This is a genomic window from Vibrio sp. Of14-4, from assembly GCF_022347625.1.
In the GTDB taxonomy this organism is placed as follows: domain Bacteria; phylum Pseudomonadota; class Gammaproteobacteria; order Enterobacterales; family Vibrionaceae; genus Vibrio; species Vibrio pristinus.
On the sequence record NZ_JAKRGI010000006.1, the window covers coordinates 95,105 to 112,473 of the forward strand.

The window sequence follows — 17,369 nt, forward strand, 5'->3', positions numbered from 1 at the left end:
AGCGAACAAATTCACACTCTTTTTCTCAAAAGAGGATGTGAACATTTTACTTTCAGTTACTTAACGTCGATTCAAATAACGCGACAGCCAAGCTGGGCCTTCAAACTCATTTTGGCAATCTGTCATTGCACGAGCAGCTTCACTAGGCGATGCTTTGTTTTCCCACATTTCATTGAGAAGTTCTTCATTAAGCTCTTGATCGCCAATCAGCGCACTCACTCTTTCACAGTACAACTTGCGCGCAAGTAGATCTCTGTCCATATCTACTACCTCTCGGGCTGACATCAGTCAGTTTCTCGACAAATTCACCTAGCCAATCGGTTAACTAGGATTAATGCTTGAAACTGTCACAACATTAGGATAATTGTAGTCGGTATAGTTACAGACCGCTTAATAATTTAGCGCCAAATTTCGGTTTTTCGTCACAAACAACATAATTCACGGAAGTCACATCCCAATGGAAAAGAAAACACTACTTACTCATTGTAAAGATGCACCAGGCCTTATATCAAAAGTAACCAACATCTGTTACAAACATCAGCTCAACATTATTCACAACAACGAATTTGTAGATAATACGAGCGGTCACTTTTTCATGCGTACTGAACTCCAAGGGTACTTCAACGATAGTATACTCCTTGAGGAGTTGGATCAGGCTTTACCTCAAGGGGCGTCACGAAAGTTAGTCGGAGCCAATCGAAAACGTATCGTGATTATGGTGACCAAAGAAGCACATTGCCTTGGCGATATTCTGATGAAAAGTTATGATGGCAGCCTCAATGTTGACATTGCTGCTGTAGTGGGTAATTACGATAGCCTTCAAAGCCTTACAGAGAAATTTGATATCCCTTACCACTATATCTCACACATAGGATTAGATAGGGAAGAACATGAGAAAAAAATGCTTGAGATGATTGATCAATACAACGCAGATTATCTTGTTCTAGCCAAATTTATGCGTGTATTAACACCTTCTTTTGTTGAAAACTATCGCCATAAGATCATTAACATTCATCACAGCTTTCTCCCTGCGTTTATTGGCGCTAGGCCTTACCAACAAGCCTATGATAGAGGCGTAAAGATCATCGGAGCGACCGCTCACTTTGTCACCAACGACCTCGATGAAGGCCCTATAATCAAGCAGGATGTCATACCTGTCGATCATAATTTTAGCGCGCAAGATATGGCGCAAGCAGGACGAGATGTTGAAAAAAGCGTTTTGAGTAAAGCATTAAATAAAGTGGTCAATGACCACGTGTTTGTGATGGGGAATAAAACCGTCATACTTTAATATATACACGGGAGGACCTTAAATAAAGGCCTTCCCGCTCAACTCTAATTTACAACTTTATCGCCAGCTCTACTCCTTGACGAATTGCCCTAACTGCGTCCAGTTCTCCAGCGTGATCCGCCCCGCCAATAATGTGGAGTTTATCGCCCATTTGTTGCCATTTGTCTTCAAATGGCCTGACAGACTCTTGACCAGCACATATGATGACCTTATCGACTTCAAGTAGTTGGTGGTTGTTGTTACAGGTAATATGCAAACCTTGCTGATCAATTTTGTCATAACTCACACCGCCAAGCAGGTTTACCCCTCTTTTCTCCAACGTTCGCTTGTGAATCCAGCCCGTTGTTTTTCCTGGACCTTTACCCACTTTTCCTGCGCGGCGCTGAAGAACCCAGACATCTTTTTCAGTATGAGAATCTGGATATGGAAACAAACCTCCTGGATGAGAAATATCTTTATCTATTCCCCAATCATGAAGCCAATCATCGAGGTTATGACCAGATGGCTCTGTCAACATGGTAGCCACATCAACACCAATACCACCAGCGCCCACAATCGCTACTTTTTCTCCGACATAAGCTTTCTCTTTGATCAATGTTTGGTAATCGATAACTTTCTCAGGGTTTTCAACTCCTTCGATCTTTACCTTACGTGGCTCAACGCCAGAGGCCATCACCACCTCATCATACTCAGCAAGCAAATCAAAATTGGCCTCTGTTTCAAGGTGAAGTTTTACACCCGTTTCATCGATTTGATTTGCAAAATATCGAATCGTCTCTCGAAACTCTTCTTTTCCTGGGATCTGCATAGCGAGGCGGAACTGTCCACCAATTCGATCGTTTCTTTCAAATAAATCAACATGGTGACCTCGCTTGGCTAAGGTCGTAGCACAGGATAGCCCAGCTGGTCCAGCTCCAACGACAGCAATATTTTTTGGCGAGCTGGTGGGAGTGACTCTGAGCTCATCTTCACGGCAAGCAAGCGGATTGACTAAACAGCTTGCCCTCTTACCTTTGAAAACATGGTCTAAACAAGCTTGATTGCATCCAATGCAAGTGTTGATTAAATGAGCCTGTTCATTTTCCGCTTTCACTACGAAATAGGGATCAGCCAAGAACGGACGTGCCATTGACACCATATCTGCATGACCGCTAGATAAAATACGCTCTGCTTCTTGCGGAGTGTTTATACGATTGCATGTCACTATGGGAACAGAGACATGTGGACGAACCTTTTCCGTTACCCAAGTAAAAGCACCACGTGGCACTTGCGTCGCAATTGTAGGAATGCGCGCCTCATGCCAACCAATCCCAGAGTTGATTATAGTCACTCCCGCTTTCTCTAGCTCTTTTGCTAGAATGACTACTTCATCAAACGTGCTGCCTTCTTCGACTAAGTCCAGCATTGATAGACGAAAAATGATAATAAACTCTTTCCCAACCGCTTGTCGCATCGCTCGGACAATCTCTAGTGGGAAGCGAATACGATTCTCATATTTACCCCCCCAATCATCGTATCTAGTGTTGGTTCGCTTACAGATAAATTGATTAATTAGGTATCCTTCTGAGCCCATAATCTCAACCCCATCATAACCGGCAGATTGGGCAAGTACGGCACTATTAGCAAAAGCTGCAATAGTTTTCTTTATTTGCCGATCACTCATTTCACTCGGAGCAAAGCGAGCAATGGGCGCTTTGATAGCAGATGAACTTTGAGAAAAGGGGTGCATTGCATAACGACCAGCATGCAAAAGTTGAAGCGCGATTTTGCCGTCATGCTTATGAACAGACTCAGTGACGATTTTGTGGGCTTTAGCGTGTTTTGGCTTGCTAAACTCAGCACTAAACGGATGGAGTCTGCCCCGTAAATTGGGAGAAAAGCCTCCTGTTACAATCAGACCAACACCACCCTTTGCACGCTCGGCATAAAAAGAAGCCAGTTTTCCCAGCCCCTCTTTATGTTCTTCAAGGCCAGTATGCATAGAGCCCATCAAGACTCGATTTCTAATCTGAGTAAATCCTAAATCCAAGGGCTTTAACAAATTTGGGTACATAGCAGACATCACTTTATTATCTTATTCTGGTCTGACCACAATAGATTTGACTGCGATTAAAATCAAACAAGTGTTTACATTTTTGTAACACCGATCAATCTTGTAGTTGTTCAAGTATACTAGTTTAAGTAGGATGTATATCTACTCACACTTTTATGCTCAAGCGTATCTAGATTTATACCTGCGCACGTGCGCAGTGGAGCCAGAATGAAAAAAATATTCAAGTATATTGGCATGATTTTCAAAGGCTTTTGGAAAGCCATCACCTTTGTTCGCCTTGCTTTAGTGAACCTCATATTCCTAATTACACTCGGACTCTTGTATTTCATATACTCAACCGGTGGTTCGGTGACACCGAGCGTTGCTCAAAAATCAGCACTCGTTCTCAATATTTCGGGCCCAATAGTGGAACAATCTCGCTACGTGAACCCCATGGATTCAGTTGCGGGTTCTCTATTTGGTGAAGATATACCAAGCGAGAATTTGCTATTTGATATAGTAGACACCATTCGCCATGCGAAAGATGACGATAAAATTACAGGAATTGTGCTGGCTCTTGGTAACATGCCAGAAACTAACTTAACTAAGCTTCGATACATAGCTAAAGCACTTAACGAATTCAAAGCTTCCGGCAAGCCCGTTTACGCTGCTGGCGATTTCTACAATCAGAGCCAATACTACCTTGCCAGTTACGCAGATAAAATTTACCTTGCTCCAGATGGTGCAGTACTCATCAAAGGTTACAGTGCCTATTCAATGTACTACAAAACACTATTAGAAAAGCTTGATGTAAATACGCATGTTTTCCGTGTTGGCACCTATAAGTCAGCTATTGAACCATTCGTACGTGACGATATGTCAAAAGCCGCAAAAGAGTCAGCCTCACGTTGGCTTGGACAACTTTGGGGTGCTTATGTCGATGATGTAGCAACCAATCGCCAGGTTTCAAAACAAACACTAAACCCGAGCATGAAAGAGTTTTTGGCCCAGTTAGAGGAGCAAGATGGTGACCTTGCAGGTCTATCTCTTGAGCTTGGGTTGGTAGATGAGCTTGCTACTCGTCAACAAGTAAGAGCCGACTTAGTTGAAGTGTTTGGCTCTAATGGAGAAGATAGTTATCAGCATGTCGATTACTATCAATATATGACTACCCTAAAACCTGAGTTTGATTCTGCAAAAGATGACATCGCTGTCGTCGTTGCAAGTGGTGCCATTATGGATGGCTCACAACCACCAGGTACAGCAGGCGGTGACACAGTTTCAGCGCTTCTTCGTCAAGCTAGAAATGATGATAACGTCAAAGCGGTGGTATTGCGTGTTGACAGCCCAGGTGGCAGTGCATTCGCATCCGAAGTAATACGTAACGAAATACAGGCGCTAAGGGAAGCTGGTAAACCGGTCGTCGCATCTATGTCAAGCTTGGCTGCGTCTGGTGGATATTGGATCTCTATGAGTGCAGATAAAATAGTCGCCCAACCGACAACACTGACTGGCTCAATTGGTATTTTCAGTGTAATTACTACTTTCGAAAAAGGGCTAAAAAAGTTAGGAGTCTATACAGATGGTGTTGGCACTTCTCCTTTTTCAGGTGTTGGTGTAACAACTGGCTTATCCAAAGGAGCAAGCGATGCATTTCAACTCGGGATTGAACATGGATATCATCGTTTTGTTAATCTAGTCAGTGAAAACAGAAATATCGATATCAATAACATGGATAAGATAGCTCAAGGCCGTGTATGGACAGGGCAAGACGCAGAAAAGTTTGGTTTAGTCGACCAAATGGGGGACTTTGATGACGCAATAGCCTTAGCTGCCGAGCTCGCCAAGTTAGATGATTACAACTTATATTGGGTTGAAGAACCACTGACACCAGCCCAAGAATTTATTCAAAACTTAATGAGTGAAGTGAAGGTCAAACTTGGTCTAGATGTTTACGCTCTTATTCCTCACACATTAAGGCCTGCAGCAACTCAAATAATTCAAGATACAAGCCTATTGAGCAGCTTTAACGATCCTAAAGGTCAGTATGCGTTTTGTTTGAATTGCCAAGTTAACTAAGTAATATCCAACACAGCTATAGCGCCTATATCAGAAATATAATATATAGGCGCATTTTCTAGCCACCTTTAGAGTATTTTCACTTCCTGATTTAAATCTATCGACTTCTCACCTATCTATCAGCTAAATCTCTGGAACAATTTATTTTATCATGTATGATGCGCACATATAAAAAAGCAAAAATTTAGTTTATATAATAGCTCCACTATCTAATAGAATTGACAATTTAATCACTAGGATAACAATTAAATAAATTATTTCTCGTCTATAGTTGAGACAAAAATAATTCAGCGATTGTTATAAAAAATTAAAGAAAAGACTAAATTCATAAGGGGTACAAGGCTGTCATTAACGTGGAAACAGAGAGCTAGTGCTGTTCTTGGTAATGCGATGGAGTACTACGATATTGCGGTATTTGCGTCAATATCTATGTATATTTCTCAGCTATTTTCAAACCAAGGAATTGAACATTCGGAATTTATCGTATGGGCGGTATTTGCATTAAGATTCTTAATTCGTCCCATTGGTGGTGTTGTCATTTGTCGCTATGCCGCACAGTATGGGCGAAAAAAGGCCTTGGTTTTCTGTAATCTACTTACAGGTTGTGCGACTGTCTCTATGGCTTTAGTCCCAGTTGAAACTGTTGGCCAGTATGTAGTGGTTATATTCTTAGTGCTACAAATGCTCCAAGCATTTAGTTTTGGCGGAGAATATCCAACCCTGTTTAACTACCTTTTGTATGATGCAAAGAAATCTGAGCGTTCTAGAATCAGCAGTCTAATTGTATCTAGCTCAATTTCAGGCGTTATCATATCACTGCTAATCGTTGCTGGGTTAGAACACTTCCTTAGTCAAGAGCAAATGATGACTTGGGGTTGGAGAATACCGCTATTTATCGGTGTTATAAATATTATCGTCAGTCTATATCTTCGTCTTTCTTTGCCGGAGTTACCAAAAGCTGGAAAAATAGCGACTCAAGCTAACTATAAAGTTATTACAAAAGTTTTCTGTTTATCCGTTCTTGCCGGGGTCATATTCTACGTACAAAACTTAGCAAGTGGCATTTTAGGTAAAGCCATGAATATTGAGAATCTAGCATTAATAAACTCTTCGATCTTGGTTTTATTGATATTTACATTCTCATTTATTGTAGATAAATACTTTTCTACCAAACAAGCCTTTAAGTTTGGTGCCATAGCCATGTTGTTTTCCGCTATCCCGCTCTTTGCACTGCTTGGCTCTGAGCAATTTGTTTTGCAAGCATGTGCTGTTTTAGGTATTAGTGCTTTATCTGCCGTTATATTGGGCAATACAGTAGCCGTACTTTGGCAGCATTCAGAAAACCACATTACAAGTCTAGGGGTGGGTTACAATATTGCGTTATCTATCTTTGGCGGCCTTACACCACTTATCGTGACTGAGGCGATGGAACACGGTTCAGCCTACGTGGGTTTATATCTAGCAATAGCTTCAATACCCTGCTTGCTAGTACTTTTTCTCACAGATACAAGGCCAGAGCTTTCTCCTACATAGGAGTACAAGAAAAGCTTGTGAATGCAGACTCAGAATACTAGTTTCCGAGTCTGTATCGATTTCCCAATTTATAACGTTATACTCTCGATTTCTTGTAAAAGCGTTTCTTTCTTGAAAGGCTTGGGTAAATATGCATCCATACCGGAATCAAAACAACGACGAATATCATCATCTATCACACTCGCTGTCAGCGCAATAATGGGCGTCTTAGACAGACCAGAGAACCGCTCATATTCTCGAATCTTTTGTGCCGCTTCAAATCCATCCATCACCGGCATCATGCAGTCCATTAGAATAATATCAAAATTGCTATCTTGCGCATATTTTTCCACCGCTACCTGTCCATTTTCCGCGATTTCAAACTGATAACCCGCTTTACTCAGGATTATTGACGCAACTTGTTGATTAACATTGTTATCCTCGACCAACAAAATGCGTCCTAAATAATCAGATAAAGATTCGCTAGGTACCTTAGTCATACCTTTAGGCTCTGCCTCTAATTTTTTTGGTTGTCTTCGCGTGGGAACCTGAGGTACAAATGCTGACAGTTTTTCTCTGAGAACATCTGCTTTAAATGGCTTAGCTAGGTAATCATCCATACCGACATCAAAACACTTTTGAATGTCTTCATCCACTACGCTAGCAGTAAGTGCAATAATAGGGACAAGGCGGTCTCGGTTTTCCTCTCGCTCTAATTGACGGATCTTCTCTGTTGCTTCAAATCCATCCATGACTGGCATCATGCAATCCATAAGTATCAACGCATAGTTATGTTTCTTAAACATTTCTAAAGCCTGCTGACCATTTTCAGCAAGATCAAAACTATAACCGGATTTCTCAACATGAATTGTCGCAATCTTTCGGTTAACCTCATTATCATCAACCACCAATACCTTGTTGATGTTAACGTCTTCTTTAGTTGTTTTTAGCGTTTCAATAGAAGATTGAGCAAAGCTATGTTCCAATCGCTCTATCAACTTCACCAAGCGCTGGCCTAGTAAAGGCTGGGTAATTACAGCGCCAACGCTTTCTCCAAAATCAAACTGTTGGCTGTGTAGGTGCTTTATTAAACATACATTTTTGCCCAAATCATGAATATGACGAAAGATACTCTCACTTTGAGCTGCCATGTTAGGTCTAGTTTCGACGTAGATAACAATAACATTATCTTTCTCATATACCCATTCAGGTAAGTGGTCCAGCCCCGTTACAGATTGGTAAACGGGCGCATGGTAGAAGTTTAAAGATTCACATAACTGATCTTGCTGAGCTTTGTCATCACAGACCAAACATAACGGACTGATTCGTGAGATATTCTTGGAATCATAACCCAATTGGGCAATGGGTAGACAGAGTTCAAAGAAAAAGCGGCTACCCTGACTTTTTATTGACTCTAAGCGAATTTCCCCCCCCATAAGTTCAACCAATTGGGTACTGATAGCTAGCCCGAGCCCTGTACCACCAAATTGTCGCGTTGTAGATTCATCTTCTTGAACAAAAGGCTCGAAAATTTTCTTTTGCTGCTGCTCATCAATCCCTATTCCTGAATCTTGTACAGAAAACTCCACAACAGCATTTGTATCTTCCACCTTCTTAGTGGTTACGCAAAGATGCACCTCACCCTGATCAGTAAACTTCACAGCATTAGACATAAAATTCATCAATATTTGGCGCAATCGATGATCGTCAACCATCAGACAATAAGGCGTATTTGCAGTCACCGTTACTTTTAGCTCAACTTGTTTTTCTTGGGCCTTGGGTGAAACAATTGATGCGATATCATAAATCGATTCTCTTATATTGGTAGCATTGGGGCTAATGACAAGCATTCCAGATTCAACCTTAGAGAAATCTAAAATATCATTAATGAGATTGAGTAATAGATGAGATGACGTCTCAATAGTACCTACGTAGTCACGTTGGATGGCTGTTAATGAAGTATCAGAAAGGACCTCTGAAATACCTATCACACCATTAAGGGGGGTTCGAATTTCATGTGACATATTTGCCAGAAAGCTACTTTTAGCCTTACTGGCCTTAATCGCATCATCTTTTGCTTTTTCTGCACTTTCTCTGGCTTGGTTAAGCTGATAATAATGGTTTTCAATCACATCGCTAGAGTGATTAAACCTGTCTGCCAAGTTGGTAATCTCGTCTCTAAACCATGCATGAGGAAGCAAAATTTTATTCGGAGCTTGGTCATTTTCACTACTGCTGACGGTTTTCTCCATCACATTTATCCGCTTGATGACAAAAAACCATGTGAAGGCAAGAACACTTGCCACTAATAGCACAATACGAATACTTTCTGCAAAAAGGATATGAACAAACTGTAACCACAAGCTATCGTAGGTAGGCGTGAGATCCGATTGAATAATCAAATTTCCCAAAACATAACTCTTGCCACTCAATTGGTATTCCAGTGGCCATACTTGTGTTATGGCATTATCATCTAGTCTCTGCCCTCTCTCGATGACTGACTCTTTATCATTCCATATGTTGGCGTAATCTACACCTGGTAACGTCAACAGCCCTTCGATCTGAGATTTAAGAAGCGCTCTATCTTCTACCCATAAACTACTGGTAATGCTTGATAGCTGGCTTACCTTTATGTTTGATAGAGCATTGTTGATATGGCTTATATCAAGTTGGAATCTATGATACAGACTGTAACTCGTGGTCGTCAGGGCAAGAAATACACTAATAATGGTGACGGCGAAGAGTAGCTTTTTATTAATACTCAAGTATCGACGCTTGCCTTTCATATGAAACCTAGCTCTTATTTTATCTGATCTCAAATAAGGATAGTCGGATGTACGAAAAGTGTGAAGTGTTGCGGAAACTTCATCAGTCACCAAAGTGTTTTTCGCTCAAGGAATGACTAGATAACAACAAAGAAGGCTAGGTAGCCAGTACCCTTTGCGGTACTGGCTTATTGTTCTGAATTAGGGTTACTTTTGCTTGGCGTAAGGGTTTAAGTTCATCTCGTTAACAATATAACTAACGGCTCTCTGAGCTCGCACACTATTACCAAACTCATCAAGCGGTGGTGATACTACACCAATGGCCATTTTTCCCGGTATAATGGCAATAAAACCACCACCCACACCACTTTTTGCTGGCACTCCCGTTTCATAAAACCAACTACCTGAATTGTCATAGACACCAGACATAACCATTGACGATAATATGTTTGGTACATAGTCACCATTTAGTATTTTTTTATGTGTCAGTGGGTGTGAACCATAATTAGCGAGAACCGACCCCATCACCGCCAAGTCATGAGCGGTGACATTAACTGAACACTGCTTGGTATAAGTGGTCACTGCATCAAGAGGGCTGGTGCCCAGTCTTCCATATGAATCAAGCAGGAAAGCAATACCAAGATTGCGCTTGTTATCTTCCATTTCCGACTGCAATACATCATTATTGATTTTGAGCTTTTTACCTGCAAAATTGTCCAAATTACCCTTAATCATCTTCCAACGATCAATTTCATTTTGAGTCGTTAGCCAACTCACTGTAGAAATAGCGCCAGCATTAACGTAAGGGTTAGATGGAGAGCCTTGCTGATTTTCAATCGCCAAAACAGAGTTAAAGGGCATTCCTGTAGGTTGAACCCCTATGGTCTCCTCAACAAAATCCGGCCCTTTATCCTTCATTAACAACGCTAGAGTAAAAACTTTTGAAACAGACTGTATAGAAACTGGTGCGTCATAATCTCCAAATTCACATACGCGTCCATCTGTAGTTACAACTGAGATACCGAAGGTTTTTGGGTCAACAGACTCCAGCGCCTTGATATAAGCAGCATTATTACCAGAATTTAAGCTCCTAAATTTAAGGTAAGCCGCCTGTGCAGCAGCGCAAACTTGGTTGTCTTCTCGCTGACTTGCAAACGAGGGAGCTGTAAATAAAAAAATAAGTAAAGAAGAAAACAATAAAAATTGTCTATGCATACAAAGCCTCGATATACAAGCTAGTTGAACTGCAATTTAGGTAGTGATGAAAATAAGCATTACGCTCATATAGTTCACCAAGAAAGATAATAGCAAAACTTAGCGCATATCATTTTATAAACAACCAAGTCGTCAAAGTAATTGGTCATACCAGTACTCTTACGAGCTTAAACTAGTTTAGGTGTTCTCCTCCATACAAAGCGTTAAATATGATTATAGGGCTTTACTTCCGTCTGCTTAATTGACAATTAAACAGATAAAAGCAAATAGATGAGGAGCTACCTACTTTTCCTTGGCTTATATTAATATATAATCCCACGCTCTGTTCCCCTACAATTGACTGGTTTTTAAGCTATGGCAAGAAAACATATTTATATCGCTTATACTGGCGGAACCATCGGAATGAAAAAGTCTGATGATCACGGATACGTTCCTGTGGCAGGTTTTATGGAAAAACAGCTAGCAAGTATGCCGGAGTTCCAACGTCCCGAAATGCCCAAATTTACTATCCATGAATATGCCCCTCTAATCGATTCATCAGATATGACTCCAAAAGATTGGCAGCAAATCGCAGATGATATTCGAAGCAATTACGATAAATACGATGGATTTGTCATCTTACACGGCACTGATACCATGGCTTACACGGCATCAGCTTTGTCATTTATGCTTGAAAACTTATCAAAACCTGTGATTGTAACAGGATCCCAAATCCCATTAGCAGAGCTTAGATCTGATGGCCAAGCCAATTTGCTTAATGCTCTCCACCTAGCGGCGAACTACCCAATTAATGAGGTCACGCTTTTCTTCAATAATAAGCTAATGCGCGGTAATCGAAGCACTAAGTCACACGCAGATGGTTTTAATGCATTTACGTCTCCGAACCTATCTCCCCTTTTAGAAGCTGGTATCAATATCCAAATCGGTAACGATGTTGTGGTAGATGAAAAAGCGACAGGAGCATTTACAGTACACGACATTACACCACAGCCGATTGGTGTGATCACCATGTATCCTGGGATCTCACACGAGGTGATTCGAAACACCTTGCTACAACCTGTTAATGCGATGATTTTGCTTACATTTGGCGTAGGTAATGCCCCGCAAAACCCAGAGCTTTTGTCTCACCTCAAAGATGCATCGGAGCGTGGTGTTATCGTAGTCAATCTTACCCAATGCTTGGCAGGTAAAGTTAACATGGGGGGCTATGCCACAGGCTGCGCTCTAGCTGAAGCAGGTGTGATCAGTGGATATGACATGACACCAGAAGCTGCATTGGCAAAGCTTCACTATCTACTCAGCCAAAATCTCAGTTATGAGCAAGTAAAAGCGCAGATGCAGCAAGTGTTAAGAGGCGAAATGTCTATTTAATTATTAGCCACTTTGGCAAAGCATATGAAATAAGCCGATGAGTTATCGGCTTTTCAATAAATTGATCTGATAAGTTTAAGTCTGCTTGTTCGCTCGGACCATTCGGTTCATGATGTGGCTTTAAAAACAGATGGGCCTAAATATGCACATAGACATCCAAATATGGGTTTGGCTAATACTCGCAATTTCAATTGCAGCGGCTTTTCTCAAGGTAAACAAAGCTTCGTCGATTCTTCTAACCATTGTTATGCTTGGTGGCCTATATTATGGGGTTGTAACGCCCGTTGGCTTTATACTGGTTAGCACGTTTTTTACAACTCTTTACTTCTTAAGAAGCAAAACATGGATACCTTCAACAACCCTATCTGCTTTTGCAGTTATCTGTTGTGTAGCTCTTTTCCTTCATCTAGTTCCTGGCTTTAATAACCCCCAGGTACTAGAAAAAGTTCAAGCAGGTCCTCTCAGTGCAGACTTCAATATGTACATGAATTTGGACAAGCCACTCGCATTTTTTGCACTACTATGCATTTTCCCACACTTGTTAGGCAAACCACAGCAACCTAATTATCGCGGGTTATTGATTGTTTGTACCTTGCTTTTTGCTCTACTACCCATAGCATCGCTACTTGGTGCTATCGAGCCGGAATTGACCCTACCATCTTGGTGGTGGTTATTTGCATTTAACAACCTAATGTTTACCTGTGTCGCCGAGGAAGCCCTATTTAGAGGCTTTATTCAGCAAAAACTGACGGATACATTTGGCTTATACATTGCTCTCGTCACGACGAGTGTGTTATTCGGTGCCGCTCATTTCTCAGGTGGTCCGCTACTGATATTATTTGCAACACTCGCAGGACTTGGCTACGGATTGGTTTTTCATCTAACCGGAAGGCTATGGGCTGCCGTTCTCATTCACTTCTTATTTAACTTTAGCCACTTGGTTTTTTACACATACCCTATCTTGCGAGGATAATGATACAAAAAAGCCAGCACTTAGGCTGGCTTTGGGTTGAATGTTGCTCTTACCCTATGTGGGTTACACCACCCATATACTTCTGCAGTACGGCAGGAATAGCAATACGACCATCGGCTTCTTGGTTGTTTTCCAAAATCGCCACCATAGTGCGACCGACAGCCAAACCTGAACCGTTTAATGTGTGTAACAGTTCTGGTTTTTTCTCACCTTTACGACGAAAACGAGCTTGCATACGACGAGCTTGGAAATCCCAAGTATTCGAACAAGATGAAATTTCACGGTATGTCTCTTGTGCTGGAACCCAGACTTCTAGATCATAGGTTTTACGAGCGCCAAAGCCCATATCACCAGTACATAAAATAACTTTACGATAAGGAAGCTCTAGCATTTGCAGTACTTTTTCAGCGTGTCCAGTTAGCTCTTCTAAAGCTGCCATTGAATCTTCTGGCTTGGTAATTTGAATCAGTTCAACCTTATCAAACTGATGCATACGGATAAGTCCACGCGTATCACGGCCATACGAACCTGCTTCAGAACGGAAACATGGCGTATGTGCCGTCATCTTAATCGGCAAATCTGCTTCATCAACTATGGTGTCTCTCACCATATTGGTTACTGGCACTTCCGCTGTAGGAATAAGAGAGAGCTTACGTGGTTCTTCATCGTTAACTTTTTCAGTTAATGGCTCGGTATGGAAAAGCTCTTCGCCAAACTTAGGTAACTGTCCTGTACCATATAAGCTGTCGGAATTAACCAAATAAGGTACATAAACTTCTGTATAGCCATGCTCTTCTGTGTGTAAATCAAGCATAAACTGGGCGATAGCACGGTGAAGACGCGCAAATTGCCCCTTCATTACTATGAATCGTGCACCAGTAATTTTTGTTGCGCAGGCAAAATCAAGGCCACCGCCCATCTCGCCCAAATCTACATGATCTTTAACCTCAAAATCATAAGACTTGGGTTCACCCCAGCGCGACACTTCAACATTATCATTTTCGTCTTTACCAGCTGGCACTTCATCATCAGGTAAGTTAGGAACCGACAAAGTAATATATTCCAACTTATTCTGGATCTCTGCGAGCTGTACTTTTTTAGCTTCAAGATCACTGCCAAGTGTACCTATCTGCTTTTTAATCTCTTCTGCACCTTCTTTGTCTCCTGCTGCCATTTTCTGGCCTATCTGCTTGGAGATCGAATTACGACTGGATTGTAAATTTTCAACTTCGACTTGGATCGACTTACGTTGATCTTCAAGTGTACGGATTGTCTCTACGTCTAGCTTATAGCCACGACGCGCCAGTTTTTCAGCTGTATCATCCAGCTCTGTACGAAGTAATTTAGAATCCAGCATTGTTAATCCTATGCTTTGGTGTAGTGAAATTGACGCTTAAACATCGTGCCCAAGCGCTTTGGTAATTAGCCTGACAAATGTATCCAAAAAAGAGGCTTATTCATAGCGCTTTTGTGGGCTTTTTGCATCTAAACTTGCTAGATAATCTAACTTTTCCGCAATTTTTACCTCTAAGCCTCGATTTTTCGGAAGGTAATAGCGTGTATCCTGCATTTCTTGAGGGAAGTAATTCTCACCGGCCGCATAAGCTCCGGCTTCATCATGGGCGTAACGATACTCTTCACCATAACCAAGATCTTTCATTAATCCGGTTGGAGCATTACGCAGATGAGCAGGAACTTCGTACTCAGGCTGATTATGAGCATCTTGAAGTGCTTGCTTCCAAGCCGTATATACCGCATTACTTTTTGGAGCACAGGCCAAATAGACAATAGCTTGCGCAATCGCTCTTTCTCCTTCTGCTGGGCCAACTCGAGCAAAACAATCCCAAGCAGATAAAGCCACTTGCATTGCCCTTGGGTCGGCATTGCCAATGTCCTCTGATGCAATTGCCAGCAAACGGCGAGCAATGTATAAAGGGTCACAACCAGCTGCAATCATTCTTGCAGACCAATAAAGCGCCGCATCAGGATCTGAACCTCGAATCGATTTATGTACTGCAGAAATTAAGTCGTACCAAATATCGCCTTTGTTATCAAAACGAGATACCTTCTCTCCTGCCACTTCAGCGAGCAGTGGTAAGGTTATCTGCTTGACTCCTTGCTCATCCTCAGTCGCCATGTCATAGAGTAGCTCCAGATAGTTCAGCGACATACGAGCATCGCCATTAACCAATTCAGATAGACGATCAAGTACGTTATCAGCAAAGTGAGCTTTGAATTTACCCAAGCCCAACTCTTCATCATTAATGGCTTGCTCAAGTGTTTGATAAATATCCTGCACTGATAGAGAGGTAAGCTTATACACGCGGGCGCGCGATAGCAGGGCGTTATTCAATTCAAATGATGGATTCTCTGTCGTCGCACCAATAAAAGTAATGGTGCCATCTTCAATGTGAGGCAAAAAAGCATCTTGCTGAGATTTGTTAAACCGGTGAACTTCGTCAACAAACAAGATGGTGCGAAGTCCGGCTGCTTGGTGCTCACGCGCTTTCTCAATCGCCAAACGTATATCTTTAACACCCGAAGTAACAGCAGATAAGCGCTCTACTTCTGCATGAGCATAATTGGCCGAAATTTCAGCCAAAGTCGTCTTTCCTGTACCTGGAGGTCCCCAAAGGATCATAGAATGCAGATGTCCAGACTCAAGAGCACGGCGCAGGGGCTTACCTTCCGCTAAGATATGTCGCTGCCCAATATACTGCTCAAACCTTGTTGGGCGCATTCTTGCGGCAAGCGGCCGAAAGTCCTCTTGCCCTGTAAAGTCCAAACAATAATTACTCATTGCTATTTCCTTTGATCATCAACCTCAACCCCTTTAGGAATGGTAAAAGTGAAAAGATCGGCGCTCGGTTTAGATAAACTGACATTGTTAAATTTGAAGTCACTTCTCTGGCCATCTTGTTCAACAATACTAAAACCTTTTACCGCTCCTTTTTTATCAATTTCAAGCTTGAAGCTGCCTTGGTTGCTATCAACTGAGGTTGGAATTAATGTAAAGAAATCACCTTGCTGGGAAACTTTATAGCTATCCCAATCACTGGGTTTGTTACGAGTCAGCAACACGAACGGTGTTTGCTCTGTGGCTTGTTCCTGTGAGTAAATACTTACCTGCTCTATAAACGGGCTGTAGTACCACAATGACTTTCCATCAGATACCAACACATTTTCATCAGGCGAAATGGTTTCCCAGCGAAACAAACTTGGTCTAGAAATATCTACTTTTCCAGCACCTTTAGTTAACACATCGCCTTCTGGGCTAATTAACTGCTGGGTAAAATCAGCGCTAAAGCCTTCTGACAGTTGCAGCCTTTTACTTAGCTCGTCTTTAGGTGCTGCAAACACAGAAAAACTCAGCAAAAATAGTACAGCAAATTTTTTCATTCTTTTATCCTATTAAGTCGACACTACAACTTTACATCTTGATATCAGGATGTTTGACCAATTTCGGTTAACTTTGTTCTATTGTCCACAACACTGTTTAAATTTTTTCCCGCTACCACACGGGCACTGATCATTACGGCCCACACCTTTAAATGGATTGAGTGACTGCGCTTTCGCACCTAACATGATTTCATCTGCAGCAAGTGCTACTTCATTGATCATTAAATCAAGCTGCGGAACTAAATCATTTAACGAGGGTGGAGAGTCAACGCCAGCGGCTTTCATCTCCGCTTGAGTCTTACTTTCATCAATAGCCAACATCAATGCCGTGAGCAAAGCTTGAAGCATTCTTAATGAGCCATCGACAATATTCGCTTCATGCCACTGTGGCTCCACTTGGGGCCACATGGTCATAAAACCTTCTGCAAAATCCGCCAACTGCTCATCCTTTTGAGAAGCATCAAGCAATGACAACAACGAATACTCATTGCGTTTTAAATAAGCATATTGCTTGTGAATATGCTGCTCAACCTCAGCTTTAGCGTTAGGCGTATGGTTAGGAAGTACCTCTGACAGCCATAGTTCAGGATCCAATGGTTTTGTCGCTAGGTTGGCCGCAAGGATCACGCCCTCGATGAAAATTTCAGATTCTTCGGATTCAAGTTTTAATAATGGATAAGTCATGCACGTACTTCAGAAGTCATAATAGCTTGGACCATTATAACCTGACCA

At 41.7% G+C, this 17,369-nt stretch carries 13 protein-coding genes; 5 read left to right on the plus strand and 8 right to left on the minus strand.

Features of this window, described 5'->3' with window-relative positions; translation table 11 throughout:
- Positions 1-60 precede the first annotated feature (60 nt).
- Positions 61-261 (minus strand): hypothetical protein, encoded by a 201-nt coding sequence (locus MHN79_RS08105; protein ID WP_114787239.1) that lies wholly within the window; start codon positions 259-261, stop codon positions 61-63.
- A gap of 196 nt (positions 262-457) precedes the next feature.
- Here MHN79_RS08105 and purU point away from each other — a divergent pair, with 196 nt between their 5' ends.
- Positions 458-1,291 (plus strand): formyltetrahydrofolate deformylase, encoded by an 834-nt coding sequence (gene purU, locus MHN79_RS08110; protein ID WP_239172466.1) that lies wholly within the window; start codon positions 458-460, stop codon positions 1,289-1,291.
- 49 nt (positions 1,292-1,340) lie between these two features.
- On the opposite strand, the gene MHN79_RS08115 is transcribed toward purU, so the two are convergent.
- The gene (locus MHN79_RS08115; protein ID WP_239172467.1) at positions 1,341-3,353 is read right to left on the minus strand and encodes an NADPH-dependent 2,4-dienoyl-CoA reductase; all 2,013 of its coding nucleotides are present in this window, start codon (positions 3,351-3,353) and stop codon (positions 1,341-1,343) included.
- A gap of 198 nt (positions 3,354-3,551) precedes the next feature.
- Between MHN79_RS08115 and sppA the strand changes: the two genes are divergently transcribed.
- Both sppA and MHN79_RS08125 read left to right on the plus strand, forming a co-directional pair.
- Positions 3,552-5,402 carry a signal peptide peptidase SppA gene (sppA, locus tag MHN79_RS08120; protein ID WP_239172468.1) on the plus strand — a complete coding sequence of 617 codons (1,851 nt, stop codon included), beginning with the start codon at positions 3,552-3,554 and terminating at the stop codon, positions 5,400-5,402.
- A gap of 342 nt (positions 5,403-5,744) precedes the next feature.
- Positions 5,745-6,935 carry an MFS transporter gene (locus MHN79_RS08125; protein ID WP_275436224.1) on the plus strand — a complete coding sequence of 397 codons (1,191 nt, stop codon included), beginning with the start codon at positions 5,745-5,747 and terminating at the stop codon, positions 6,933-6,935.
- A 68-nt stretch (positions 6,936-7,003) separates the two neighbouring features.
- Here the strand turns inward: MHN79_RS08125 and MHN79_RS08130 are convergent, their stop codons facing one another.
- Positions 7,004-9,700 (minus strand): response regulator, encoded by a 2,697-nt coding sequence (locus MHN79_RS08130; protein WP_239172470.1) that lies wholly within the window; start codon positions 9,698-9,700, stop codon positions 7,004-7,006.
- Between the two features lie 186 nt (positions 9,701-9,886).
- Positions 9,887-10,894 (minus strand): glutaminase A, encoded by a 1,008-nt coding sequence (glsA, locus tag MHN79_RS08135; RefSeq protein WP_239172471.1) that lies wholly within the window; start codon positions 10,892-10,894, stop codon positions 9,887-9,889.
- 354 nt (positions 10,895-11,248) lie between these two features.
- Here glsA and ansA point away from each other — a divergent pair, with 354 nt between their 5' ends.
- A complete protein-coding gene (gene ansA / locus MHN79_RS08140) occupies positions 11,249-12,265 on the plus strand; it encodes an asparaginase (RefSeq protein ID WP_239172472.1) in 1,017 nt (338 codons plus the stop codon).
- 142 nt (positions 12,266-12,407) lie between these two features.
- The gene (locus MHN79_RS08145) at positions 12,408-13,238 is read left to right on the plus strand and encodes a CPBP family intramembrane glutamic endopeptidase (protein ID WP_239172473.1); all 831 of its coding nucleotides are present in this window, start codon (positions 12,408-12,410) and stop codon (positions 13,236-13,238) included.
- Positions 13,239-13,287: 49 nt separating this feature from the next.
- On the opposite strand, the gene serS is transcribed toward MHN79_RS08145, so the two are convergent.
- The 4 genes from serS to MHN79_RS08165 all read right to left on the minus strand — a co-directional run bounded on the left by serS (position 13,288) and on the right by MHN79_RS08165 (position 17,321).
- Positions 13,288-14,595, minus strand: coding sequence for a serine--tRNA ligase (gene serS, locus MHN79_RS08150; protein ID WP_239172474.1), 1,308 nt, complete (start codon positions 14,593-14,595; stop codon positions 13,288-13,290).
- A 96-nt stretch (positions 14,596-14,691) separates the two neighbouring features.
- Positions 14,692-16,038, minus strand: a complete 1,347-nt coding sequence (locus tag MHN79_RS08155) for a replication-associated recombination protein A (protein WP_239172475.1) — start codon at positions 16,036-16,038, stop codon at positions 14,692-14,694.
- A gap of 2 nt (positions 16,039-16,040) precedes the next feature.
- Positions 16,041-16,637, minus strand: a complete 597-nt coding sequence (gene lolA, locus MHN79_RS08160) for an outer membrane lipoprotein chaperone LolA (RefSeq protein WP_239172476.1) — start codon at positions 16,635-16,637, stop codon at positions 16,041-16,043.
- 78 nt (positions 16,638-16,715) lie between these two features.
- Positions 16,716-17,321: a YecA family protein gene (locus tag MHN79_RS08165; protein ID WP_239172477.1), complete on the minus strand. Its 606-nt coding sequence runs from the start codon at positions 17,319-17,321 to the stop codon at positions 16,716-16,718.
- Between the last annotated feature and the right edge of the window lie 48 nt (positions 17,322-17,369).

Excerpts from the sequence above, each read along its gene's own strand:
- MHN79_RS08105 (WP_114787239.1), bottom strand. The coding sequence starts at position 261 with ATGGACAGAGATCTACTTGCGCGCAAGTTGTACTGTGAAAGAGTGAGT.
- purU (WP_239172466.1), top strand. The coding sequence starts at position 458 with ATGGAAAAGAAAACACTACTTACTCATTGTAAAGATGCACCAGGCCTT.
- MHN79_RS08115 (WP_239172467.1), bottom strand. The coding sequence starts at position 3,353 with ATGTCTGCTATGTACCCAAATTTGTTAAAGCCCTTGGATTTAGGATTT.
- sppA (WP_239172468.1), top strand. The coding sequence starts at position 3,552 with ATGAAAAAAATATTCAAGTATATTGGCATGATTTTCAAAGGCTTTTGG.
- MHN79_RS08130 (WP_239172470.1), bottom strand. The coding sequence starts at position 9,700 with ATGAAAGGCAAGCGTCGATACTTGAGTATTAATAAAAAGCTACTCTTC.
- glsA (WP_239172471.1), bottom strand. The coding sequence starts at position 10,894 with ATGCATAGACAATTTTTATTGTTTTCTTCTTTACTTATTTTTTTATTT.
- ansA (WP_239172472.1), top strand. The coding sequence starts at position 11,249 with ATGGCAAGAAAACATATTTATATCGCTTATACTGGCGGAACCATCGGA.
- MHN79_RS08145 (WP_239172473.1), top strand. The coding sequence starts at position 12,408 with ATGCACATAGACATCCAAATATGGGTTTGGCTAATACTCGCAATTTCA.
- serS (WP_239172474.1), bottom strand. The coding sequence starts at position 14,595 with ATGCTGGATTCTAAATTACTTCGTACAGAGCTGGATGATACAGCTGAA.
- MHN79_RS08155 (WP_239172475.1), bottom strand. The coding sequence starts at position 16,038 with ATGAGTAATTATTGTTTGGACTTTACAGGGCAAGAGGACTTTCGGCCG.
- lolA (WP_239172476.1), bottom strand. The coding sequence starts at position 16,637 with ATGAAAAAATTTGCTGTACTATTTTTGCTGAGTTTTTCTGTGTTTGCA.
- MHN79_RS08165 (WP_239172477.1), bottom strand. The coding sequence starts at position 17,321 with ATGACTTATCCATTATTAAAACTTGAATCCGAAGAATCTGAAATTTTC.